The 22,201-nt window shown below is 61.8% G+C and carries 22 protein-coding genes; 11 read left to right on the top strand and 11 right to left on the bottom strand.

From position 1 onward, the window contains the following. Positions 1-104: 104 nt before the first annotated feature. The 6 genes from B7O88_RS13580 to B7O88_RS18325 all read left to right on the top strand — a co-directional run bounded on the left by B7O88_RS13580 (position 105) and on the right by B7O88_RS18325 (position 3,976). Positions 105-716 (top strand): DNA-J related domain-containing protein, encoded by a 612-nt coding sequence (locus B7O88_RS13580; protein WP_235005793.1) that lies wholly within the window; start codon positions 105-107, stop codon positions 714-716. Between the two features lie 141 nt (positions 717-857). Further along, positions 858-1,457, top strand: coding sequence for a Yip1 family protein (locus B7O88_RS13575; protein WP_088276564.1), 600 nt, complete (start codon positions 858-860; stop codon positions 1,455-1,457). A gap of 142 nt (positions 1,458-1,599) precedes the next feature. Continuing rightward, positions 1,600-2,424, top strand: coding sequence for a tRNA 2-thiocytidine(32) synthetase TtcA (gene ttcA / locus B7O88_RS13570; protein WP_088276563.1), 825 nt, complete (start codon positions 1,600-1,602; stop codon positions 2,422-2,424). Between the two features lie 15 nt (positions 2,425-2,439). Then, the gene (locus B7O88_RS13565) at positions 2,440-3,111 is read left to right on the top strand and encodes a DNA-3-methyladenine glycosylase I (RefSeq protein ID WP_088276562.1); all 672 of its coding nucleotides are present in this window, start codon (positions 2,440-2,442) and stop codon (positions 3,109-3,111) included. A 123-nt stretch (positions 3,112-3,234) separates the two neighbouring features. Beyond that, positions 3,235-3,744: a C40 family peptidase gene (locus B7O88_RS13560; RefSeq protein ID WP_088276561.1), complete on the top strand. Its 510-nt coding sequence runs from the start codon at positions 3,235-3,237 to the stop codon at positions 3,742-3,744. Continuing rightward, complete coding sequence (locus B7O88_RS18325) at positions 3,629-3,976, top strand: cysteine-rich CWC family protein (RefSeq protein ID WP_350227375.1); 348 nt, start codon at positions 3,629-3,631, stop codon at positions 3,974-3,976. Before B7O88_RS13560 ends, B7O88_RS18325 begins: the two co-directional genes overlap by 116 nt. Here the strand turns inward: B7O88_RS18325 and B7O88_RS13550 are convergent. Next, positions 3,963-4,628: a class I SAM-dependent methyltransferase gene (locus B7O88_RS13550; protein ID WP_200818464.1), complete on the bottom strand. Its 666-nt coding sequence runs from the start codon at positions 4,626-4,628 to the stop codon at positions 3,963-3,965. The two genes, B7O88_RS18325 and B7O88_RS13550, sit on opposite strands and share 14 nt — an antisense overlap. Next, positions 4,625-5,704, bottom strand: coding sequence for a patatin-like phospholipase family protein (locus B7O88_RS13545; protein ID WP_088276559.1), 1,080 nt, complete (start codon positions 5,702-5,704; stop codon positions 4,625-4,627). Before B7O88_RS13545 ends, B7O88_RS13550 begins: the two co-directional genes overlap by 4 nt. A 98-nt stretch (positions 5,705-5,802) precedes the next feature. Between B7O88_RS13545 and B7O88_RS13540 the strand changes: the two genes are divergently transcribed. From B7O88_RS13540 to B7O88_RS13525, 4 genes are read left to right on the top strand one after another with little or no spacing between them, the layout of a single operon-like run. Then, entirely contained in the window at positions 5,803-6,114 is a 312-nt protein-coding gene (locus B7O88_RS13540; RefSeq protein ID WP_088276557.1) for a PepSY domain-containing protein, read from the top strand. Continuing rightward, entirely contained in the window at positions 6,080-6,424 is a 345-nt protein-coding gene (locus tag B7O88_RS13535; protein ID WP_412779076.1) for a PepSY domain-containing protein, read from the top strand. Before B7O88_RS13540 ends, B7O88_RS13535 begins: the two co-directional genes overlap by 35 nt. Continuing rightward, positions 6,424-7,095 carry a response regulator transcription factor gene (locus B7O88_RS13530; RefSeq protein ID WP_088276555.1) on the top strand — a complete coding sequence of 224 codons (672 nt, stop codon included), beginning with the start codon at positions 6,424-6,426 and terminating at the stop codon, positions 7,093-7,095. The genes B7O88_RS13535 and B7O88_RS13530 overlap by 1 nt, the downstream gene beginning before the upstream one ends. Further along, the gene (locus B7O88_RS13525) at positions 7,092-8,405 is read left to right on the top strand and encodes a sensor histidine kinase (RefSeq protein ID WP_088276554.1); all 1,314 of its coding nucleotides are present in this window, start codon (positions 7,092-7,094) and stop codon (positions 8,403-8,405) included. Before B7O88_RS13530 ends, B7O88_RS13525 begins: the two co-directional genes overlap by 4 nt. Here the strand turns inward: B7O88_RS13525 and B7O88_RS13520 are convergent, their stop codons facing one another. Then, positions 8,406-9,569 carry an EAL domain-containing protein gene (locus tag B7O88_RS13520; protein ID WP_088276553.1) on the bottom strand — a complete coding sequence of 388 codons (1,164 nt, stop codon included), beginning with the start codon at positions 9,567-9,569 and terminating at the stop codon, positions 8,406-8,408. Positions 9,570-9,965: 396 nt separating this feature from the next. Between B7O88_RS13520 and B7O88_RS13515 the strand changes: the two genes are divergently transcribed. After that, the gene (locus B7O88_RS13515) at positions 9,966-11,174 is read left to right on the top strand and encodes an ammonium transporter (protein WP_088276552.1); all 1,209 of its coding nucleotides are present in this window, start codon (positions 9,966-9,968) and stop codon (positions 11,172-11,174) included. A 185-nt stretch (positions 11,175-11,359) separates the two neighbouring features. Here B7O88_RS13515 and fabI read toward each other — a convergent pair whose 3' ends face one another. The 8 genes from fabI to gloB form a co-directional block, all read right to left on the bottom strand. Next, complete coding sequence (gene fabI / locus B7O88_RS13510) at positions 11,360-12,154, bottom strand: enoyl-ACP reductase FabI (RefSeq protein ID WP_088276550.1); 795 nt, start codon at positions 12,152-12,154, stop codon at positions 11,360-11,362. Positions 12,155-12,167: 13 nt separating this feature from the next. Next, complete coding sequence (locus B7O88_RS13505) at positions 12,168-13,802, bottom strand: ABC transporter ATP-binding protein (protein ID WP_088276549.1); 1,635 nt, start codon at positions 13,800-13,802, stop codon at positions 12,168-12,170. 1 nt (position 13,803) lies between these two features. Continuing rightward, on the bottom strand, positions 13,804-14,835 hold the full coding sequence (locus B7O88_RS13500) for an ABC transporter permease (RefSeq protein WP_088276548.1): 1,032 nt from the start codon (positions 14,833-14,835) through the stop codon (positions 13,804-13,806). A 1-nt stretch (position 14,836) separates the two neighbouring features. Continuing rightward, positions 14,837-15,910: a microcin C ABC transporter permease YejB gene (locus B7O88_RS13495; RefSeq protein ID WP_088276547.1), complete on the bottom strand. Its 1,074-nt coding sequence runs from the start codon at positions 15,908-15,910 to the stop codon at positions 14,837-14,839. A gap of 2 nt (positions 15,911-15,912) precedes the next feature. Continuing rightward, positions 15,913-17,784: an extracellular solute-binding protein gene (locus tag B7O88_RS13490; RefSeq protein WP_088276546.1), complete on the bottom strand. Its 1,872-nt coding sequence runs from the start codon at positions 17,782-17,784 to the stop codon at positions 15,913-15,915. A 17-nt stretch (positions 17,785-17,801) separates the two neighbouring features. Continuing rightward, positions 17,802-19,634 carry an extracellular solute-binding protein gene (locus B7O88_RS13485; RefSeq protein ID WP_088276545.1) on the bottom strand — a complete coding sequence of 611 codons (1,833 nt, stop codon included), beginning with the start codon at positions 19,632-19,634 and terminating at the stop codon, positions 17,802-17,804. Positions 19,635-19,751: 117 nt separating this feature from the next. Continuing rightward, on the bottom strand, positions 19,752-21,314 hold the full coding sequence (locus B7O88_RS13480) for a lytic transglycosylase (RefSeq protein WP_088276544.1): 1,563 nt from the start codon (positions 21,312-21,314) through the stop codon (positions 19,752-19,754). A gap of 63 nt (positions 21,315-21,377) precedes the next feature. Beyond that, entirely contained in the window at positions 21,378-22,157 is a 780-nt protein-coding gene (gloB, locus tag B7O88_RS13475) for a hydroxyacylglutathione hydrolase (RefSeq protein ID WP_088276542.1), read from the bottom strand. Between the last annotated feature and the right edge of the window lie 44 nt (positions 22,158-22,201).

Here is a 22,201-nt window from a genome sequence, read left to right as displayed (position 1 = left end):
GACAGTGATACACACAGGCGATGACATGGGGTTGTCAGTCTGATGGCAGAGTGATGACAGGCGTGGAGGGGAGGGTATGTGGCGGCTCTGTTACACTAGGGCACATGATTGATGTGCAACCCGACATGCTGCTCCCCGACGCCTTTGATGAGGGCCTGCTGCAACTGCTGCACGGCCATCCGGCAGGGCTGAGCGAATATGCCCTGTTGCAGGCACTGGCCGAGCGCTTTCCTGATTCACTGTTTGCCGAACCGGGAGTGCTGCGCGACCCGTTGCAGTTGTTTCGGGTGCACTTTCTGCTGTTTCACCAGCTTTATCAGTTGGCCGACCAGCTGGGTGACGACGGCCTGACGCTGCAGATCCATGCCCTGAATATTCAGGTTCAGCCACGCGCCTCCGGCACTGAGGCGCTGCAGGTCGATGACCCACTGCGGCGTTATTACCTCGACTGGGCGCAGTGGCGTACGACCAACCGGGATGACGTGGAGCAGCTGATCGACAGCTTCTGGCGTCGCCGCGCGCCGGTTTCCGCGCCAGAGGTGGATGCCGCGCTGGCCGTGCTGGGGCTGGAGCCGGGCGCCGACGCCGTGGCGTGCCGGCGGCAGTACCGACGCATGCTCAGCGTTCATCACCCTGACCGGGGTGGCAGCACCGCCCGCGCGCAGGAAATCAACCAGGCCATGCTAATTCTGCAACGCTATTACGGCAAAAGCTGAAGTCGCCAATCTCTCTAAGCAAACCACCTTACTTCATTTTCTTTTTGGCTATAGTCAATGCAGGGCGCGGGTAACCCCGCAGTCCGCTTGCTCTGCCGGCTGTTGTCGTGCGGAGCCGAATAATAACCAGGAGGTCAGACCATGATCCATCACGTACTGGGGCTATTCACTCATCCCGATGAGGAATGGAAGGAAATCAAGGGCGAAGACGAAAGCATTGGCCACATGTATCTCACCCATGTGCTTGTGCTTGCCGCCATTCCGGTCATTTCGGCCTATATCGGCACCACCCAGGTGGGCTGGACGATAGGCACGGAGGACCCGGTCAAGCTGACGCAGGCCAGTGCCCTGCAGATGACGGTGCTGTCCTATATCGCCATGCTGGCCGGCGTTGCCGTGATGGGCGCCTTCATTCACTGGATGGCGCGCACCTATGATGCCAATCCAACCTTCAACGATTGTGTGATCTTCGCCGCCTACACCGCCACGCCGCTGTTCATTGCCGGCCTTGCTGCGCTGTATCCGAGCCTCTGGCTGGGCATGCTGGTGGGCACGGCAGCGATCTCCTACACGGTGTACCTGCTGTATCAGGGTATTCCGATCTTTATGGACATACCCAGTGACGAGGGCTTCCTGTTTTCCAGCTCCGTGCTTGCCGTGGGTCTGGTGGTGCTGGTTGCGATGATTGCGACCTCGGTCATCTTCTGGGGATTCGGCGTCGGTCCCGTTTATCTTCGCTGAGTGGTTTGGGGACCCCTCGGCGTCATTCCCGGCCTGCCTGAGCCAGCAACAACCCCCGTCAGCACTGCTGACGGGGGTTGTTGTTTTTATGTACAGCAGATTTCAGTAGAATGCCCGTTTTTGCCGAGCCGGTACCCCGTCCATGAGCCACCTGAGCGTTAACCAGAACAAGCTGCAGAAACGTCTGCGTCGTCTGACTGCCGAGGCAGTGACCGATTACAACATGATCGAAGACGGCGATAAGGTGATGGTCTGCCTGTCCGGCGGCAAGGACAGCTACACCATGCTCGACATGCTGCTGTACCTGCAGAAGGTGGCGCCGATCAAGTTCGAGCTGGTGGCGGTCAATATGGACCAGAAGCAACCGGGCTTCCCTGAAGAGGTGCTGCCGGCCTACCTCGAGAGTATTGGCGTGCCGTATCACATCCTTGAGCGCGACACCTATTCGATCGTCAAGGAGAAGATTCCGGAGGGCAAGACCACCTGTTCACTGTGTTCGCGCCTGCGCCGGGGCAACCTGTACACCTTCGCCGATGAAATCGGCGCGACCAAGATGGCGCTCGGTCACCACCGTGACGACATCGTTGAGACCTTCTTCCTCAACATGTTCTTTGGCGGCAACCTCAAGGCCATGCCGCCCAAACTGCGCTCGGACGATGGCCGCAACGTGGTGATACGCCCGTTGTCGTATTGCAACGAAGTGGATATCGAGGCCTATGCCACGTTGCAAAACTTCCCGATCATCCCGTGCAACCTGTGTGGCTCGCAGGAGAACCTGCAGCGCAAGGTCGTCAAGGAGATGCTGCAGGGCTGGGAGAAGGCCAACCCGGGGCGGGTGGAGAATATCTTCCGGGCGCTGAAGAACGTTCAGCCCTCGCAGCTGGCCGATACCGCGTTGTTCGATTTTGCCAGCCTGCGTATCGACGAGCAGGCTGCCTCGCGCGTGCTGAGCGTAATGAACCTCTGAGCCCAGGATTAGCCGATGCAGGATTACCGCTGGCTGCACGAGTACTGTCTCAACCGCTTCGGATCGGCTGCTGCTCTGGAAGCGCGCCTGCCTCAGGTCAGGAGTGCCGAGCAGTTACGCGCGATCAGCGACGACCGCTATCTATCGATGATCGCCCTGCGGGTGTTCCGCGCAGGCCTCAAGCACAGTGTGGTGGATGCCAAGTGGGCGGCCTTTGAAGAGGTGTTCTTTGGCTTTGATCCGGAGAAGGTGGTGCTGATGAGCGCCGAGCATCTGGAGCGACTGATGGCCGACACCCGGATCATTCGTCACTTGGGCAAGCTGCGCAGTGTGCCGCGCAATGCGCAACTGGTGCTGGATCTGCGAGCCGAATACGGCTCGGTTGGCAATCTGATCGCCGATTGGCCGGTGGACGATATTATCGGGCTCTGGCGGTTGCTGGCCAAGCGCGGCGCCCAACTGGGCGGGTTGTCGGCACCGCGACTGCTGCGCATGGTCGGCAAGGATACCTGGGTGGCTACCGACGATGTGGTGGCTGCGCTGAAGGCGCAGGGCATCATCGACAAGGCGCCGACCAGTCAGCGCGATCAGGCCACCGTGCAGGCCGCCTTCAATCAGTGGCGGGCGGAAAGTGGACGGCCGCTGTGCCAGCTGTCCATGATGCTGGCGTATACCGTCAACCATTGATCCGTGTTTTCTGAATTCTCCATAAAAGCTGCTCGCTTGGCACATGAAGTTAAAGTAAATTCTTGACCTCGCGCCGATCCCGGTGCATTTTTTGATCAGAACCCCTGTGCTGGAGGTGGCCGGATGCGGCTCGCTGGACTGCTGACATTGTTGATTGCTGCCCTGCTGGCAGGCTGCTCCAGTGCCCCGCCGGCGCCGGTCACCGTGAGCGTGCCGAGCCCGGTTGAGTCCATCCCCGACTATGAACTCAAGCGTCACGATGTGGTGTTCCAGGCGTTCAGTCTGGTCGGCATTCCGTATCGCTGGGGCGGCAGTTCGCCGGCAACCGGATTCGACTGCAGCGGCCTGATTCAGTACGTCTACCGCGAAGCTGCGGGTGTAAGTCTGCCGCGCACCACCTCGGACCTCTACAACATGAAGGTATCCAGACCCCCGGAAAACTCGCTCGCGCCGGGTGATCTGGTGCTGTTTGCGATGAACGGCGGGCGGGTGAACCATGCGGGCATCTACATCGGCGATGGGCGTTTTCTGCATGCGCCCAGCAGCGGTGGCGTGGTGCGTGTGGACGAACTCGAATCCTCCTTCTGGCAGCGCAGCTTCAAGGGCGCGCGCCGGGTATTGGGCAGTCTCTGAGTCACGCATGGCGAACCCTCCGCCAGACCCCGCGCGGTGTCCATTCTGTGCCGGCAGCAATGCCTGTGCCGCTGACAGCGGCAGCTGCTGGTGCTTTGCGCTGACGGTGCCGCAAGGGCTGCTGGCACTGGTGCCTGAGGCGCAGCGCAACCGGGCCTGCATCTGTCAGCGTTGCATCCAGTCGTTTGTGGCTGATCCGCCGGGTTTTGCCGCGCGTTTCAGTCGGCGCTGAGCTCTGGCTTGCGCAGCAGCGCGACATCGGCACCGATCAGTTCCAGCTCTGCCTGCCATTTTGCCGCCAGCCAGCGGAAGCTCTGTTCGCTGAAAAAGCTGATGTGGGTCGGATCGCTCTTGTAGTGCCAGCGGCTGAAGGCCTCCGGACTGGTAACCCGCTTGGTCATCAGGCCGAGCCAGCCACCCGGTTTCAGGCACTGCCACAGCTGCTCAAGCACCTCACGCGGGGCGGCCAGATGTTCGACCACCTCGGTTGCGGTGATGAAATCCCATTGCTGGCGCAGGGCTTCGGGGTTGGGGTGGTAGTAGAGATCGTGCAGGGCAACCTGATGGCCGTGTTCGCGCAGCATGATGGCCAGCGCCGGCCCCGGGCCACAGCCGAAATCCAGGCCGCTGCCGGCGGCAGGCAGGCGCGCCAGCAGGGGCTCTGCCAGGCGTGAGAGAAAGCGTCGATAGCCCGGATCATCCGGATGGTTTTCGTGGCGGTCGTACTCGGCCTTTTCCTGCTCGGCGGTCAGCTGCCAGCGGGCCGGTACATGCACCATCAGGCATTGCTCGCACTGCCAGTAGCTGCGCTTGCGATCATCCAGCAGCCAGTGGCTTGCGGCGCCGCAGAGCGGGCAGGGCAGTGCCTCGTGTTGCTCGCTCACAGCGGTTTGATGCGGTCGATCAGACGGCCGGAGTCGGCCAGTTCGAGAAATTCATCGCCGAGGCGCTGGCTCTCGCTCATCGCCTTGCGCCAGTAGGCTTCACGGCCGTCGTTGTCATAGACGTAGCGGTTGAAGTCCTTGCGGTCGGGCAGCTTGCGATGCGGCAGGCGCTCAAGGTACTCGGGTGAGGGGGCCAGCAGCAGCACGTCGCGAAGCTGCTCTGCGTTGTGCTTGCGCCAGGGTATCGTCTTATCGAACCAGCCGGGCACTACCCGATCAATAAAGTGCGGGTAGAGGATCACGCCGGGGGCGGTGTAGGGCAGGTCGAGGTGGTAATCCAGCAGACCGCCGTCACGGTAAACACCGGGCGCGGCGCCGGGTATGTCGCGAACGGCTTCCATGACCATGGGAATCGAGCCCGACGCCAGCAGGGCCGAGCGCAGATTCTGCGGCGTCAGCTCAACGTGTGCGCTGGTGAAGTCGCGCAGTTCTTCCAGCTCCGGCAATTGCCGCGGATCGTGCAGAATGACGCGCTCGAAGAAGCGCCCCAGGTGTCGACGGCCCAGCAGGTTGGCACCGATCACGCCACCGAGGCCCAGCGCCAGGCGCGCGCGCGAATCATGCCGCAGCAGCCCTCGGCTTTTCACCACGACGATATTGAGTCGGTAGTTGGGATTGCTGAGGATGGCCTCAAACTGCCCCTGCAGCAGTTCGTCGATCATCTGGCCGCAGGCGGCGCTGATGGTCTGGATGGTGACACCCTTGGGGAAGCGCATGGCGGTATAGAGTTCGCCCAGCTGGCGCAGGGTGTGCACCGGGTCAGGCATGCAGGCACTAGCGAAGCGCCAACTGCCGATCGAGGCGCCGATCAGGCTGCGCGGCTGGGGCGCGCGTGGCAGCCACTCGCCGAACAGGGCCAGGTCGAGCCCCTGAATGCCCAGCGCCTTGGGGCCGCCAGCCGCACCGGGGATCATATGGACGTCGGCTGGCTGTAACCCGTTGTTGCGGATATGCTCAATGGCGCGATGCCCTGCTCGCAGCGTCAATGCCGGAGCGCGAACCTGGATGGCTGTCATGCGGTAAGGGGTCCCTTGGAGTGCGCGGCCAATTTTAAGGTTGGTTTCAGCTCGGCGCTATAGTCTGAGACTGTCTAAACGCAACGGAGGAATCCAACATGTACAAACACATTCTCGCTCTTTCCTGTTCTGCAATCCTGGCGCTGGGCAGTTCTGCACTGCTGGCCGACGACGATGTGCGCATGGATGAAGTCAACGGGCTGGTGGAACAGGGTACCATTCAATCCCTGGAAAGCCTGAACGAAAAGGCATTGGCGGTGCAACCCGGCACCATCACTGATACCGACCTGGACAAGCACTATGGCCGTTTTATCTATGAAGTCGAAATCCGCGACGCCCAGGGGCAGGAGTGGGATATTGACCTGGATGCGTCCAATGGTGATGTGCTCGAACACCGCCGCGACGACTGATCGGTCGCGCAGTCCTCTGCCGGCCCTGTTGCTGGGTGTACTGGTGCTGCTGCCAGGGGTGGCGGCAGCACACGACCTCAGTCAGGACGAAGCACTGGCACTAACCGAGCAGGGGCGCATCTTGCCCCTGCCGGTGTTTATCGAAGACGCGCTGACGCGGTTCCCCGGCCGCTTTCTGGAAGCCGAGCTGGAGCTGGACGACGGGCGTTATATCTATGAACTGGAGCTGGTGACCCGTGATCGCCGGGTTATGGAGCTGGAATACGATGCTGTCAGCGGCGAGCTGCTGGATGCGGAAGAGGACGACTGATGCGCCTGCTGCTGGTGGAAGACAATGTGGCGCTGGCCGATAGCCTGTGCAGCGTGCTGAAACGCGCCGGGTATGCGGTGGACTGGCGTACCGATGGCCGCGATGCCGCGGTGCTGGGGGAGCAGGAGCCCTACGATCTTGCCATTCTCGATCTTGGCCTGCCCGGTATGGACGGGCTGGCCGTGCTGCAGCGCTGGCGGGCAGCCGGCAGTAGCCTGCCGGTACTGATTCTGACCGCGCGCAGCCGCTGGACTGAGCGGGTCGAGGGGCTGCAGGCCGGGGCCGACGATTATCTGACCAAACCCTTTCACAACGAGGAACTGCTGCTGCGGGTACAGGCGTTGCTGCGCCGCGCCCACGGTCGGGTGCCCCAGGCGCTGCTCAGCGTCGCCGGGTTGCAGCTGGACGAGGCGCAGCAGCAGGTGCGGGTCGGAGATGCCGAACCGCTCAGCCTGTCTGCCAGCGAGTTCAAGCTGTTGCGCTACTTCATGCTCAATCCGGGCAAGGTGCTGTCGAAGACGCAACTGGCTGAGCACCTGTACGACTACGAGGATGAGCGTGACTCCAACGTCATTGAGGTGCTGATCAATCACCTGCGCCGCAAGCTGGGTCGCGAGGCGATCGAAACGCGCCGTGGCCAGGGCTACGTGCTGGTCGGGCACGCAGAATGACATCGATCAGTCGCCGGCTGGCGGCCACGCTGGTGCCGCTGCTGTTGTGCAGCGTGCTGCTGATCGTGCAGGGCAGCGTATGGCTCTATGACCGCGCACAGCGCAATTACCTGACCCTGCTGCTGCAGCGCGAAACCGACAGTCTGCTGGCGGCGCTGACGGTTGGCCCCGACGGCCTGTTTCTTGATCTGGACAAGATTGATCCGGATTACCGCAGGCCGTATTCCGGGCGCTATTTCGTTGTTCAGGGGCGCGAGAAATGGCGTTCGCGTTCGCTCTGGGATCATCGTCTGCCGCTGCCGGGGGATGGCTTGCAGAGCGGTTTGCTGCCCGGCCCGCAGGGGCAGGAGCTGCTGGTGTGGTCTGGTGAATACCGCAAGGCGGGGGAGCCGGTGACCATCAGCGTGGCGCTCGATTATCAGCCGTTGATGACCGAGTTTCGGCGGGCCAGCATCTGGATCAGTGCTCTGGCTGTGCTGGTGACGCTGCTGGCGGTATTGATACAGCAGTGGCTGCTGCGGCGCTCGTTGTTGCCGCTGCGGCGGGTACAGCAGGAACTGGCCGAATGGCGCAGCGGTGAACGTCTGCATCTGAGCGAGCAGGTGCCGCAGGAGTTGCAGCCGCTGGTGACAGAAATCAATCATCTTGGGGCGCAGATCGAGGCGCTGCTGCTGCGTGCGCGCAACAGTGCCGGCGACCTGGGGCACGCTCTGAAAACACCGCTGGCGGTGATCGAGAGCCGGCTTGATGCCCTCGCACCGAGTTTGCCTGGGGAGCAACTGACCGAGCTGCAGGCGCAGCTGCAGGCCATGCGTAACCAGCTGGAGCGCACGCTGCAGCGTGCCAGACTGGCAACCGATCAGTCGCGTGCCAAGCGTTTTGATCCGGCGACCGATCTGCCGGCGCTGGTGCAGACGCTGGCCAGCCTGTATCCGGCGCTGCCCGAGATCAAGCTGGACGGCGCGTCGGACACGCGCTGGCCGTTTGACCGGGAAGACATGCTCGAGTTGCTCGGCAATCTGCTGGATAACGCCTGCAAATGGGCGCGGGCCCGGGTCAGGCTAAGTTGGCGCCTGGACGCTCAGCACCTCTGCGTTGAGGTGGCAGACGACGGCCCCGGTATTGATCGTGATGCGCGTGATCAGGTTTTGAGTCGCGGCCTGCGGCTTGATCAGCAGACCCCGGGTCACGGCTTGGGGCTGGCCATTGTGCGGGATCTGGTTGTCGCCTACGGCGGCACACTGTCACTTGAACAGGCGCCAGAGGGCGGCCTGCTGGTCAGTATCAGTTTGCCGCGGGAGCGGCGCTGATCAGAGGAATGATGCGTCGATGTCGACCAACAACAGGTGCCGGCTGTCGTCGATGAACAGCCCTGAGGTCATGCAGTACTGATTGGTCGTGGCATCGCGGTAGCGGTTCGACAGGATGACCCTGCTGTCCTCGCCGGCCTCGGCGAGAATCTGATAGAAGTACGGCCGCCAGGACCAGTTATGGTCCAGATAGCGCGGGTCGGTGTGCCAGGCGTCACCACGCCATTCGAAGTTCGGCGAAATCTGGGTGCCCTCGGCGTCGCACAGGAAACAGCGCAGCAGCCATGGGTAGTTGCGCGGGTCCGGCAGATGCGTCGGCTGTGCGCCGCGGGCCAGCCACTGGCGCAGTTCGGCGAACAGCTCTGCCAGCGAGCTGCGCAGGGCCGCCAGCTTCTCCCGCTCGGCCAGTTTGGCTCGTACGTAATGATCGCGCATGATTGAGAACTGCTTCTGCACGGCGTCGCTGGGCAGGAAGTTCTCCTCCGGGCGGCCGAACAGATAGCCCTGAACGTACCGCGCGCCGCACTCCAGTGCAAAGTGCAGCTCCTGTTCGGTTTCCACGCCCTCGGCGATGATCCAGCAGCCACTCTTTTCCGCCATCAGTGCCAGCGCGCGTACAAAGTCGCCGCTGTTGCTGTTGCCCGCTGCCGCCTGGCGGAACAGCTGGATATCCAGCTTGAGAATGTCGGGTTCCAGTGCCAGCACCCGGTCGAGCATCGAATATCCCGCGCCAAAATCATCGATGGCAATGCGTATGCCAGCGGCACGGTAGCGCTGCACTACATCACGCAGCTGCTCGATACTGCCCTGCAGTTCGGTGATTTCGAAAACGATCTGGTCTGTTGGCAGCCCCAGCTCCTCAAGCAGCTGCAGGCTGGGCAGTGGCTTGCCCGGCTGCAGCTGGCTGACCCAGGCCGGTGAAATATTCAGGCTGATAAAGCCTTCGGGGGTATCGCGAAAGCGTTCCAGCGCCTGCCTGCGGATGTTGCGATCCAGTTCCAGCAGCTCGGCCTGCGAGACTGAAGGGTCGGTAAACAGTGGGCCGGCACTGCTGATATTGCCCTCATCGTCGCGCAGGCGCGCCAGCGCCTCATAACCGGCAATGCGGCCGGTGGCGGTATCGATCAGGGGTTGGAAGTAAGGCAGTGGCTGTCCAGTAAACACATCTTTCTCCGGGGTCGGAACGTCGGGCGCTGAACTTATGCAAGATTGTAGCCAAGCAACCGGCAGGCGACTGCCTGCGTGTGCCGGGCATGCGCTCTCGGGTGTCAGGGCACCCGTCGAACGCTTTCAGTGCATGATTCTGCCTCTTTGGTATGGCGATTGCACTATCACGGTGAGGTGAGCTGGTCCGTCCGCATCAATTTGGTGCCTGTTTTGCCGAATGGCGGTCAGGATTAGCATACAAGTAATTGAAAAATAGAAATTATTTCAGATTTCTCGGAATGCGTGCCGATCAGGGTGGTTTGTGTGGAATCTTTTTGATTGCACTACAACAGTTCATCCATCTCGCATGCGCACGCAACGAGTGCATTTTCTGACTTGATAGAGGCTGCTTGAATGGAAAACCTGAACAGTGCTGTGGAAACCCTGATCCACGGTGCAAACACCCTGTTTATTCTGATGGGCGCGATCATGGTTCTGGCCATGCACGCCGGTTTTGCGTTTCTTGAGGTAGGTACGGTTCGCCAAAAGAACCAGGTCAATGCGTTGTCGAAAATCATCAGTGATTTTGCGATTTCGTGTCTTGCCTATTTCTTTGTCGGTTACTGGATTGCCTATGGGGCTACCTTCTTTGCCGATGCGGCAACCCTGTCGCAGAACAACGGTTACGCGCTGGTGAAGTTCTTCTTCCTGATGACCTTTGCCGCAGCCATTCCGGCGATCATCTCCGGTGGTATTGCCGAACGGGCCAAGTTTGCGCCTCAGCTGTGCGCCTCGCTGCTGATCGTTGGCGTGGTGTATCCGTTCTTTGAAGGTATCGTCTGGAATGGCAACTACGGCTTTCAGGGCTGGCTGGAAGCGCAGTTTGGTGCCGGCTTCCACGACTTTGCCGGCTCGGTTGTTGTGCACGCTGTTGGCGGCTGGATTGCGCTGGGGGCGGTATTGCTGCTGGGAGCGCGTAACGGCCGCTATCGCGGTGGTCATGTGGTGGCGATGCCGCCATCCAATATCCCGTTTCTGGCACTGGGCGCATGGATTCTGACCATTGGCTGGTTCGGCTTTAACGTGATGTCTGCGCAGACGCTGGAGGGCATCAGCGGTCTGGTGGCAGTCAACTCATTGATGGCGATGGTCGGTGGCACCCTGGTGGCGCTGCTGGTGGGGCGTGCCGACCCGGGCTTTATTCATAACGGCCCGTTGGCGGGTCTGGTGGCGGTGTGTGCCGGCTCCGACCTGATGCATCCGCTGGGCGCGCTGGCGACCGGTGCGGTCGCTGGTGGCCTGTTTGTCTGGACCTTTATCCTGACCCAGAACCGCTTCAAGATCGATGACGTGCTGGGTGTCTGGCCGCTGCACGGCCTGTGCGGAGTGTGGGGCGGTCTGGCGGCCGGTATCTTTGGCACCGAGGCGCTGGGCGGTCTGGGCGGCGTGAGCTTCATGTCGCAGCTGATTGGCTCGCTGGCCGGTGTGGTCATCGCCTTTGCCGGTGGTCTGCTGGTGTACGGCGTGATCAAGGCGGTAGCCGGGTTGCGCCTGACAGATGAAGAGGAATATCAGGGCGCCGACCTGTCGATCCACAAGATCGGCGCGACCTCGGTCGACTGAGCTGCGCCGGGGGCTGGCGGACACGCCTTTGGCTTAGTCCGCCCTACGGTGCGGTGCGGTGCGGTATGGTAGGGCGGGCTAAGCGAAGCGTGTCCGCCATCGGGGCCACGCGGTACGGGCCTTGAGGGCACAAAAAAACCGGGCTGGTTGGGCCCGGTTTTTTATTGTCCGCAAAAAGCGGCGGCTTACTCTTCCAGACCACCCATGGCGGTGATGTTGAAACCGCCGTCAACGTAGGTGATTTCACCGGATATGCCGGAGGCCAGGTCGGAGCAGAGGAAGGCGCCGACGTTGCCGACTTCCTCGATGGTAACGTTGCGACGCAGCGGCGTTTGCGCAGCGTTGTGGGCCAGCATCTTGCGGAAGCTCTTGATGCCGGAAGCGGCCAGAGTACGGATCGGGCCGGCAGAGATCGCGTTGACGCGGGTGCCTTCCGGGCCCAGGCTGGTAGCCAGGTAGCGAACGCCAGCTTCCAGACTGGCCTTGGCCATACCCATCACGTTGTAGTTCGGCATGGTGCGCTCGGCACCGAGGTACGACAGGGTCAGCAGGCTGCCGTTGCGGCCTTTCATCAGTTCGCGGCCGGCCTTGGCCAGGGCGACGAAGCTGTAGGCACTGATGTCGTGGGCGATGCGGAAGCCTTCGCGGGTGGTGACTTCGGCAAAGTTGCCATCCAGCTGGTCGCCCGGAGCGAAGCCAACGGAGTGAACGATGCAGTCCAGGCCGTCCCACTTCTTGGCCAGCTCGACGAATACCTGCTCGATCTCGGCGTCATCGGCGACATCGCAGGGGAAGCACAGCTCAGGACCGGAGCCCCAGCCGGCAGCGAATTCTTCAACCCGGCCTTTCAGCTTTTCGTTCTGATAGGTGAAGGCCAGTTCGGCGCCCTCGCGGTGCATGGCCGCGGCGATGCCGGAGGCAATGGACAGTTTGCTGGCAACGCCAACGATGAGTACGCGCTTTCCGCTGAGAAATCCCATAGTACTTTCCTGTTTAGTGCATGGCCGTATCGGCCCTGTTATCGGTTTGCGGCAGGGCAAAGGCCGCTTCCAGCAGCTGACGAGTATAGTCATGCTGCGGTGAAGCGAAGATTTCACCTGCCGGTCCCTGTTCGACTACTTCGCCCTGGCGGATCACCATCAATTGATGGCTGAGAACCTTGACCACTGCCAGGTCGTGACTGATAAACAAATACGTCAAATTGTACTTCTGTTGCAGACTGCGCAGCAGTTCTACCACCTGGCCCTGCACGGTGCGATCCAGTGCCGACGTTGGTTCGTCGAGCAGGATCAGCTTGGGCTTGAGCACCAGTGCCCGGGCAATCGAGATCCGCTGCCGCTGGCCGCCGGAGAACTCGTGCGGGTAGCGGTGGCGGGTCTCCGGATCCAGGCCGACTTCTTCCAGCGCCTGAATCACCATCTGTTCGCGCTCGGCCTCAGTGCCGATACGGTGAATCTCCAGCCCCTCGCTGATGATCTGGCCTACCGACATGCGCGGGCTCAGACTGCCATACGGGTCCTGAAAGACCACCTGAAACTCACGGCGCAGCGGGCGAACCTGCTGCTGGCTCAGGCCATCAAGCCGGGTGCCGTCGCATTCGATCAGCCCCTGGCTGTCGATCAGTCTGAGCAGGGCCATGCCCAGCGTGGTCTTGCCCGAGCCGCTTTCACCGACAATGCCCAGAGTCTGCCCGCGGGGCAGGCTGAAGCTGATGTCGGTCACTGCCTTGACGTGATCCACGGTGCGCCGCAGCACCCCTTTCCTGATCGGAAACCAGACCCGCAATTGCTCTGTCCGCAGAATCTCCGGGGCGTCCGGATCAACGGGGACCGGTTCGCCGCGCGGGTCGGCCGCAAGCAGCTGACGGGTATATTCATGCTGCGGTGAGCTGAACAAGGTGGCGCAATCGTTTTCTTCGACGACGTTACCGCGGTACATGACACATACCCGGTGGGCAATTTTACGCACCAGATTCAGATCGTGACTGATCAGCAGCAGTGCCATGCCCAGTTTCTGCTGCAATTCGCGCAGCAGTTCGAGGATTTTCAGCTGCACGGTGACGTCAAGCGCGGTAGTGGGTTCGTCGGCAATCAGCAGTTCCGGTTCGTTAGCCAGCGCCATGGCGATCATTACCCGCTGGCGCTGGCCACCGGACAGCTCGTGCGGGTAGGCACCGAGGCGTTTGCGTGGTTCGGGGATACCCACCAGTTCCAGTAGCTCAAGGGTGCGCTCGCGCGCCTGGAGCTTGTTCAGTCCCTTGTGCAGGGCAAGTACCTCGCCAATCTGCCGTTCGACCGTGTGCAATGGGTTCAGCGAGCTCATTGGCTCCTGAAAGATCATGGAGATACGGTTGCCCCGTACCTTGCGCAGGGTGTTCTCGTTGGCCTTGAGCAGGTCCTGCCCGCCGAACTCGATGCTGCCGCTCGGGTGCGATGCGGTCGGGTAGGGCAGCAGGCGCAGGATGGAGTGCGCGGTCACTGACTTGCCCGAGCCGCTTTCGCCGACCAGTGCCAGGGTCTGGCCGGGGCGGATGTTAAAGCTGACGTCCTTGACCGCCATGGTCTGATCGTTGCCCTGACGGAAGGCGACGCTGAGATTGCGGATGCTGATCAACGGTTGTTCGCTCATCTCATTTCCTTGGGTCGAAGGCATCGCGCAGGGCCTCGCCGATAAACACCAGCAAGCTGAGCATCAGTGACAGCACGACAAAGGCGGTAATGCCGAGCCAGGGTGCCTGCAGGTTGGCTTTGCCCTGGGCGATCAGCTCGCCCAGCGACGGCGCACCCGGCGGCAGGCCGAAGCCGAGGAAGTCGAGAGAGGTCAGGGTGATGACGCCACCGGTCAGAATGAACGGGAAGAAGGTCAGGGTGGCGACCATGGCGTTGGGCAGGATATGCCTGAACATGATGGTCTGGTTACTGGCGCCCAGGGCGCGTGCGGCGCGCACGTATTCCAGGTTGCGGCCGCGCAGAAACTCGGCGCGTACCACGTCCACCAGTGCCATCCACGAGAACAGCAGCATGATGCCGAGCAGCCACCAGAAGTTCGGCTGAACGAAACTGGCCAGAATGATCAGCAGGTACAGCACCGGCAGGCCTGACCAGACCTCGATAAAGCGCTGGCCGATCAGGTCGATACGTCCGCCGTAGAAGCCCTGCACGGCACCGGCGATGACGCCGATGATGGAGCTGAGAATGGTCAGGGTCAGGGCGAACAGTACCGAAATACGGAACCCGTAAATCACCCGTGACATCACATCGCGGGCCTGATCGTCGGTACCCAGCCAGTTGTCCGCCGAGGGCGGCGCCGGCGCCGGAACGCGCAGATCGTAGTTGATGGTGTCGTAGTGGTACGGGATTGGCGGCCAGAGCATCCAGCCGTCGCCGTCCTCGGTGATCAGTTGCTGAACATAGGGGCTGCGGTAGTCCGCTTCAATCGGGAATTCGCCGCCAAAGGCGGTTTCCGGATAACGCTTGAAGACCGGGAAATACAGCTCGCCCTGATAGCCGACAGCGAGCGGTTTATCGTTGGCGATCAGTTCGGCGCCAAGGCTGAGCACGAACAGCACCAGAAACAGGTGCAGTGACCACCAGCCACGGCGGTTGGCACGGAAACGGGCGAAGCGGCGCTGGTTGAGCGGAGAGAGGTTGAACAATTTCATCTCAACCCTCCCTGCTGTCGAAGTCAATGCGCGGATCGACCAGGGTGTAGGTAATGTCACCGATCAGCTTCACCACCAGACCGACCAGCGTGAAGATGTACAGGGTGCCGAACATCACCGGGTAGTCGCGATTGATGGCCGCTTCAAAGCCGAGCAGGCCGAGGCCGTCGAGGGAGAAGATCACCTCGATCAGCAGCGCGCCGGTAAAGAAGATGCTGATCAGCGCGGACGGGAAGCCGGCAATGATCAGCAGCATGGCGTTGCGGAACACGTGACCATACAGTACGCGGCGCTCTGAAAGCCCTTTGGCGCGGGCAGTGACCACGTACTGCTTGCCGATTTCATCGAGAAAGCAGTTCTTGGTCAGCATGGTCAGGGTGGCGAAGCTGCCCACCACCATGGCAAAGATCGGCAGCACCAGATGCCAGAAGTAGTCGAGGATCTGCTCGCCGGTGCTCATCTGATCGAAGTTGTTGGAGGTCAGCCCGCGCAGCGGGAACCAGTCCAGATAGCTGCCGCCGGCAAACAGCACAATCAGCAGGATGGCCAGCAGAAAGCCGGGGATGGCGTAGCCGACGATGATCAGTGAACTGGTCCAGACGTCGAAGGCCGAGCCGTGCTTGATCGCCTTGCGGATGCCCAGCGGAATGGAGATCAGGTAGGTCAGCAGGGTGGTCCACAGCCCTAGCGAGATCGAGACCGGCATCTTCTCGATGATCAGGTCGGTGACCTTGGCGTCGCGGAAGAAACTGTCACCGAAGTCGAATTGCAGGTAACCCTTGATCATCAGCCAGAAGCGCTCGTGGGCCGGCTTGTCGAAGCCGTACATGCGTTCGATTTCGGCGATGATGTCCGGGTCGAGACCCTGTGCGCCGCGGTAACTGCCGCCGCTGGCAACCTCGCTGCCGCCGCCGGAGACTCGGCTGGTGGCGCCGCCTTCAAAGCCTTCAAGGTTGGCGATCATCTGTTCGACCGGCCCGCCGGGGGCGGCCTGAATGATCAGAAAATTGATCAGCAAGATGCCGAACAGGGTGGGGATGATCAGCAGCAGACGACGAACGATATAGGCCAGCATGCTTATTCAGCCCCTGCCGGCTGGTCGCCTTGCTGCTGCCCGGCGCCGTCGTCTTGCTGGGTGCCCAATGCGCCGCGCAGGCGCGCTTCCTTGTCCGGGTCGACCCACCAGGTGAACAGCCCCAGATCATACTTTGGCGGCGTCGCCGGATGGCCAAACTTGTTCCAGTAGGCGACCCGATAGACGCTGGTATACCAGTTGGGCACCAGCAGATGCAGCGAACGCAGGGCCCGGTCCAGCGCATGGGTATGGGTGATCAGCGATTCGCGGGAGTCGGCCTGCACCAGCCCCTCGACCAGAGCATCAACGGCCGGGTCTTTCAGACCCATGAGATTGCGACTGCCGGGATTATCTGCGCTGGAGGAGTGCCAGTATTCGCGTTGCTCGTTCCCGGGCGAGTTGGACTGGCCAAAGCCGGTGACCACCATGTCGAACTCACGTGAGCGCAGCCGATTGATGTACTGGGAGACATCGACCCGGCGCAACTCCATGGTAATGCCGAGCGAGGCCAGATTGCGTTTGAAAGGCAGCAGAACCCGCTCAAACTCGGGCTGCACCAGCAGAAACTCGAACTGCAGGGGCTCACCGTCGGCGTTGACCAACTGGTCGTCAACGATCTGCCAGCCGGCGTCCTTGAGCAGAGCGTAGGCAGTGCGGCGCTGCTCGCGGATAGCACCGCTGCCATCGGTTTTCGGCGGCACCCATGCCGGGCCGAATACGGCAGCCGGCAACTGGTCGCGCAGTGGTTCCAGCAGTGCCAGCTCACTGGCGTCGGGCTCGCCACGGGCAGCCAGCTCGGAGTTGTCAAAGTAGCTGGAGGTGCGGGTGTAGGCGTTGTGAAACAACGTGGCGTTGGACCATTCAAAGTCGAACAGCAGCGTGATCGCCTGGCGCACCCGGGCGTCCTGGAAGTAGGGTTTGCGCAGGTTGAATACAAAGCCCTGCATGCCCTGGGTATTGTTGTTGGGGATCTCTTCCTTGACGATCTGGCCGGCGTCCAGCGCCGGGCTGGCATAGCCGGTCGCCCAGTTCTTGGCGGCCATTTCCTGGTTGAAGTCGAACTGGCCGGCCTTGAAGGCCTCCAGGGTGACGTTGCCGTCGCGGTAGTAGTCGACCACCACGGTGTCGAAATTGTAGAAGCCGCGCATCACCGGCAGGTCTTTGGCCCAGTAGTCTTCGACGCGCTCAAAACTGATGCTGCGACCGGGGCGCACCTGACCGATGCGGTAGGGACCGCTGCCCAGTGGCGGTTCCAGCGAGCCCTTGCTGAAGTCGCGGCCTTGCCAATAGTGTTTGGGCAGCACCGGGAGCTGACCGAGTACCAGTGGCAGCTCGCGGTTGCCGGTGTGCTTGAAGTGGAAGGTGACGCTCTGCGGGTTGTCGGCGACCACGCGATCCACATCGCCATAGTAGGCGCGATAAAACGGGGCACCGTGTTCGATCAGGGTATTGAAGGTGAATACCACGTCGTCGGCGGTGATGGCGACGCCATCGTGGAAGCGCGCTTCCGGGCGCAGGGTGAAGCGCACCCAGCTGCCGTCATCGGCCTTTTCCATGCTTTCGGCAACCAGGCCGTATTCGGTAAAGGGCTCGTCCAGGGCATGGAAGGTCAGGGTGTCGTAGATCAGACCGAGTTGGTCGGCCGAGGTGCCGCGGCTGATGTAGGGATTGAGCGAGTCAAAGCCGCCGAAGCCGGACAGCCGCAGGGTACCGCCCTTGGGGGCATCGGGATTGACGTACTCGAAGTGGCTGAAGTCGGCGGGGTACCTGGGTGCTTCATCGTAGAGCGTCAAGGCGTGCTGTGGTGCGGCGTTAAGGGCACCTGCCCAACAGGTCAGCAGTGCCAGACAGCAGGATTTCAGCGAGTGTTGCATTCAGATCCCTTGTTTTTCTAGTTGCTTGCCGGGTCTTTCCACCAGCTGCGGATGGCCAGCGTATACGGCGGTATGTCCGGGGTGCGCAGCCAGTTCCGATAGGCAATGCGGTGGTAGTTTATATACCAGTTCGGAATTGTATAGTGATTCCACAGCAGTACCCTGTCGAGGGCGCGCGCGGCCGCGATCTGCTCACTGCGGCTGCTGGCGGCGCCCAGGCGTTCGACCAGTTCGTCGACCACCGGATTGTTGATGCCGGCATAGTTGCGACTGCCTTTGACATTGCGCTGGCTGGAGTGGAAGTAGCTGATCTGCTCCAGTCCGGGCGACAGCCCCTGCGGCAGGGTAGTCAGAATCATGTCGTAATCAAACTGATCCAGCCGGGCCTTGTATTGCGCCCGGTCGACGGTGCGGATCTGCATGTCGATACCCAGCCGTGCAAGATTGGCTCGATAAGGCTGCAGGATCCGTTCCAGACTCGAGTTGACCAGCAGTACCTCGAAGCGCAACGGATCACCATCGGCATTTTCAAGGCGCCCTCTGCGCAGTTTCCAGCCGGCCTCGGCAAACAGCTCCACCGCTTCGCGCAGTGTCTCGCGCGGGATTCCCCGGCCGTCGGTGACAGGTAGACTGAATGGCTCAAGAAAGAGTTCCGGTGGCAGCTGATTGCGGTGCGGCGACAGGTAGAGAAACTCCTGTCCGGCCGGGATGCCGGTGGCACTGAACGGACTGTTCGGGTAGTAGCTCTGCGAGCGCTGGTAGGCATCGTAGAACAGCACCCGGTTGGACCATTCGAAGTCGAACAGCATGCCGAGCGCCTTGCGCAGGGGCAGGTTGTCAAAGGGCGTTCGCCGGGTGTTGAAGAACATCGCCTGGGTCGGGCTGGGAATCTGGTGGGTTATTTCGCGCTTGATGATGTCGCCGCGCGCGACTGCCGGAAACTGGTAGGCATTGGCCCAGTTGCTGGCCTTGTGGTCGTTGTAGAGGTCGAACTCGCCGGCCTTGAAAGCCTCGAAGGCGACGTTGTTGTCGCGGTAAAACTCGACCTCCATGCGATCGAAGTTGTACTTGCCGCGGTTGATCGGCAGGTCTCGCCCCCAGTAACTCTTGACCCGCTCGAACACCACGCGGCGGCCGGGATCGACACTGACCACCCGATACGGGCCGCTGTTCAGGCCGGCCTCAAAGGTTGTGCTGGCAAAATCGCGGCCTTGCCAGTAATGCGCCGGCAGCACCGGCAGCTCGCCCAGGCGCAGGATCAGCAGCGAATTGCCGGGGCGCTTGAAGACAAAGCGAATACGTCGTTCGCCGAGAATGTCGATGCGGCTGACATCCTGCAGTACGGAGCGATAGTTGGGGTGGCCCTGTTCCTTGAGCAGACGATAGGAGAATGCTACGTCCTCGGCGGTGATCTGCCGGCCGTCGTGAAAGCGTGCCTCGGGGCGCAGGTTGAAGACTACCCAGCTGCGATTGTCGGCAAACTCCAGGCTTTCGGCGATCAGACCGTAGGCGGAGTAGGGCTCGTCGCCGGACGGGTCATACAGGCCGCTGCCGACCATCAGTGGCTCGTTCAGCTCACTGATGCCGAGCTGGGCAAAGTCGCCGGTGTTGATCGGGCTGGTGCCCTTGAGGGTATAGGGGTTCAGGGTATCGAAGGTGCCGCTGCCCATGACCCGCAGGGTGCCCCCCTTCGGTGCGTCCGGGTTGACATAGTCGAGGTGCTCGAAGTTTTCAGGGTAGCGGGGCTGACCGTAGAGGGAGTAGCCGTGCTGGCGATACAGCGTGGCCCAGCTGGGTAGAGCGGTTGCAAGGAGCAGTGTCAGGACAAGTGAGCGGGACAGCAGCGACATGGATTTCCGCGCGGTGGTAGGGCCGTGGGATAACGGCTGGCGCATTTGAATCAGCGGCAGCCGTCAGCAATGTGCCAACGCTACCATGCTGATGCAGCCGGGCGGAAGCCCGACGGCTCAAGGGACGAACAGGGTCAACTGCTGGCCCGGCTGCAGGTAGCGGCCAAGCTGGTTCCAGTCGCGAATCCGCTCGACGTTGACATTGAAGCGCTGGGCGATGGTGTACAGCGAGTCGCCCGACTTGACGGTATAGGCAATGCGCCGTCCATTGGCTGTGGCGGGTTGGGCCTGCGTCTGTGCTGCCGACGCCAGCATCAAGGTGTGACCGACGGTCAGGGCGTTGTTCTGCAGATTGTTGTCGCGCTTGATGCGGTTGACGGTAGTGCCATGGCTGCGGGCGATGCTCCACAGGTTGTCGCCTGGCTTTACCCGGTAGCGCAGCTGCTCGACGCCGGCGATACGCTGGCTGCTGACCGGTTCGCTGACGGGGGCATCATTGAACTGGGGCAGCATCAGGGTCTGGCCGACGCGCAGCAGGCTGCCGTTGATGTCGTTGACGTCGCGGATAGCGCTGACGGTCAGCTGGTGACGACGGGCAATCTGCGAGAGGGTGTCGCCACTGCGAACGCGATAGTGCCGGTAATTGATGCGCTCATCGTCCGGCAGCTCGGCAAGCGCTTCGGTGAACTGGTCGACCCGGTCGACCGGAATCAGCAACTGGTATTCGGCGTTGGGCGCGGTGACCCGCTGGTTGAACGCGGGGTTCAGGCTCAGCAGCTCGTCGGTGGAGACGTCGGCCAGCTCCGCGACCTTGCGCAGGTCGATCTGCTGATCGAGGGTAACCTCGGCGAAATAGGGTTCGTTGGCCAGGCTTGGCAGCACGGTGCCGTAGGCGGTCGGGCTGTCGACGATCTGCGCCAGAGCCAGCAGCTTGGGCACGTAGTTCATGGTTTCGCGCGGCAGCTGCAGATTCCAGTAGTCGGTTGGCAGGCCGAGCGCTTCGTTGCGCTTGATCGCACGGCCCACGCAGCCTTCGCCGCAGTTGTAGGCGGCCAGTGCGAGCAGCCAGTCGCCATCGAAGTAGTCGTGCAGCAGGCTGAGGTAATCAAGCGCTGCCTGGGTGGAGGCGGTTACGTCGCGGCGACCGTCGTACCACCAGTCCTGACGCAGCGAGAAGTTGCGTCCGGTGGACGGAATGAACTGCCACAGGCCGGCGGCCTGGGCGCTGGAGATGGCCTGCGGATTATAGGCACTTTCGATGAATGGCAGCAGTGCCAGCTCCTGCGGCATGTCGCGGCTTTCCAGCTGCTCGACAACGTAATAGAGGTAACGCTGCGCTCGCGCGGAGGTCAGCTCGAAGTAGCGTGACTGGTTGGCGAAGGCGATGCGCTGCTGGTCGATTCGGGGGTTGTCGATGGTCGCCGGGTCAAGGCTGAAACCGGCTCGAATACGCCCCCACAGGGTATGCGGTTTGGTCTGTACGGCTTGCGATGCGGCGGCTTGTGCGCTGGGCGTGCGGAATGGGGATGCTGTGCGTTCTGTGACCGGTGAGCGGTAATCGGCTTCGCTCTGGCTCAGTCCGCTGTGGTCGGTGGTCTGACAGCCGGCAATCAGCAGCAGACCACCGAGGGACGCTGCTGACAGCACTCTGGGCAAGATGGCAGATACCACACGACGCATGAACGACCCCCAAAATGAGGTCGATTCTATGGACCAGTCGGGGGAGGGTCAAGGCGCCTTCGGTCAGAAGCGGTCTTTCCAGGCCCGAATTGCGGCGAACGTCTCAACCCCGGGTGCCACGGCTGCGCCGGTCTGCTGGCTGGCCGCTTGCGTCACAGCGTCGCAGGCAGAGCGCAGGAAGGGGTTGGTGCGTTTTTCCAGTGCCAGGTCGGTTGGCAGTGTCATGCGACCGGCCGCGCGCAGGTCATCCACGACCTCCAGTCGAATCTTGATATCGGTGTTGTCGGGCTCGACCGCGCGGGCAAAGCGCAGATTGGACTGGGTGTATTCATGGGCGCAGTAAATGCGGGTGTTGTCGGGCAGTGCAGCGAGACGCGACAGCGACTGGTGCATTTGCTCGGCGGTGCCCTCGAACAGCCTGCCGCAGCCCCCCGCGAACAGGGTGTCACCACTGAGCAGCCAGGGGTCACCTGTATTGTCGCAGAAGAAGGCAATGTGGCCGAGGGTATGGCCGGGTACGCCGATCACCTCGAGTGTGTGGCCGAACAGGGTAACGCGGTCGCCGTCGTTCAGGGCGCGATCACGGCCGGGGATGGTTTCGGCGGCGGGGCCCCAGACCTTGCATTCGGTGCCGGCCTTGAGTGCGTTGATGCCGCCGACGTGGTCAGGATGGTGATGGGTGACCAGTACATGGCTCAGGCTGTATTCCGGGTGGCGGCCCAGCCAGGCGATGACCGGCTTGGCGTCACCGGGATCGACGGCGGCAACCTGTTGGCGTTGTTCGTCGACCAGCAGCCAGATGTAGTTGTCATTGAAAGCGGGTAGCGCGATAAAGGTGGACATGAGGCAGCTTTTCCTTAACGTGTAGAGCTATCTTAGCGAATTGT

This window comes from Halopseudomonas aestusnigri (assembly GCF_002197985.1).
In the GTDB taxonomy this organism is placed as follows: domain Bacteria; phylum Pseudomonadota; class Gammaproteobacteria; order Pseudomonadales; family Pseudomonadaceae; genus Halopseudomonas; species Halopseudomonas aestusnigri.
The sequence above is the reverse complement of the archived record's forward strand: the minus strand, read 5'-3'. Positions and strand labels throughout refer to the sequence as shown.

Excerpts from the sequence above, each read along its gene's own strand:
- B7O88_RS13580 (WP_235005793.1), top strand. The coding sequence starts at position 105 with ATGATTGATGTGCAACCCGACATGCTGCTCCCCGACGCCTTTGATGAG.
- B7O88_RS13575 (WP_088276564.1), top strand. The coding sequence starts at position 858 with ATGATCCATCACGTACTGGGGCTATTCACTCATCCCGATGAGGAATGG.
- ttcA (WP_088276563.1), top strand. The coding sequence starts at position 1,600 with ATGAGCCACCTGAGCGTTAACCAGAACAAGCTGCAGAAACGTCTGCGT.
- B7O88_RS13565 (WP_088276562.1), top strand. The coding sequence starts at position 2,440 with ATGCAGGATTACCGCTGGCTGCACGAGTACTGTCTCAACCGCTTCGGA.
- B7O88_RS13560 (WP_088276561.1), top strand. The coding sequence starts at position 3,235 with ATGCGGCTCGCTGGACTGCTGACATTGTTGATTGCTGCCCTGCTGGCA.
- B7O88_RS18325 (WP_350227375.1), top strand. The coding sequence starts at position 3,629 with ATGGGCGTTTTCTGCATGCGCCCAGCAGCGGTGGCGTGGTGCGTGTGG.
- B7O88_RS13545 (WP_088276559.1), bottom strand. The coding sequence starts at position 5,704 with ATGACAGCCATCCAGGTTCGCGCTCCGGCATTGACGCTGCGAGCAGGG.
- B7O88_RS13540 (WP_088276557.1), top strand. The coding sequence starts at position 5,803 with ATGTACAAACACATTCTCGCTCTTTCCTGTTCTGCAATCCTGGCGCTG.
- B7O88_RS13535 (WP_412779076.1), top strand. The coding sequence starts at position 6,080 with ATGGTGATGTGCTCGAACACCGCCGCGACGACTGATCGGTCGCGCAGT.
- B7O88_RS13530 (WP_088276555.1), top strand. The coding sequence starts at position 6,424 with ATGCGCCTGCTGCTGGTGGAAGACAATGTGGCGCTGGCCGATAGCCTG.
- B7O88_RS13525 (WP_088276554.1), top strand. The coding sequence starts at position 7,092 with ATGACATCGATCAGTCGCCGGCTGGCGGCCACGCTGGTGCCGCTGCTG.
- B7O88_RS13515 (WP_088276552.1), top strand. The coding sequence starts at position 9,966 with ATGGAAAACCTGAACAGTGCTGTGGAAACCCTGATCCACGGTGCAAAC.
- fabI (WP_088276550.1), bottom strand. The coding sequence starts at position 12,154 with ATGGGATTTCTCAGCGGAAAGCGCGTACTCATCGTTGGCGTTGCCAGC.
- B7O88_RS13505 (WP_088276549.1), bottom strand. The coding sequence starts at position 13,802 with ATGAGCGAACAACCGTTGATCAGCATCCGCAATCTCAGCGTCGCCTTC.
- B7O88_RS13500 (WP_088276548.1), bottom strand. The coding sequence starts at position 14,835 with ATGAAATTGTTCAACCTCTCTCCGCTCAACCAGCGCCGCTTCGCCCGT.
- B7O88_RS13495 (WP_088276547.1), bottom strand. The coding sequence starts at position 15,910 with ATGCTGGCCTATATCGTTCGTCGTCTGCTGCTGATCATCCCCACCCTG.
- B7O88_RS13490 (WP_088276546.1), bottom strand. The coding sequence starts at position 17,784 with ATGCAACACTCGCTGAAATCCTGCTGTCTGGCACTGCTGACCTGTTGG.
- B7O88_RS13485 (WP_088276545.1), bottom strand. The coding sequence starts at position 19,634 with ATGTCGCTGCTGTCCCGCTCACTTGTCCTGACACTGCTCCTTGCAACC.
- B7O88_RS13480 (WP_088276544.1), bottom strand. The coding sequence starts at position 21,314 with ATGCGTCGTGTGGTATCTGCCATCTTGCCCAGAGTGCTGTCAGCAGCG.
- gloB (WP_088276542.1), bottom strand. The coding sequence starts at position 22,157 with ATGTCCACCTTTATCGCGCTACCCGCTTTCAATGACAACTACATCTGG.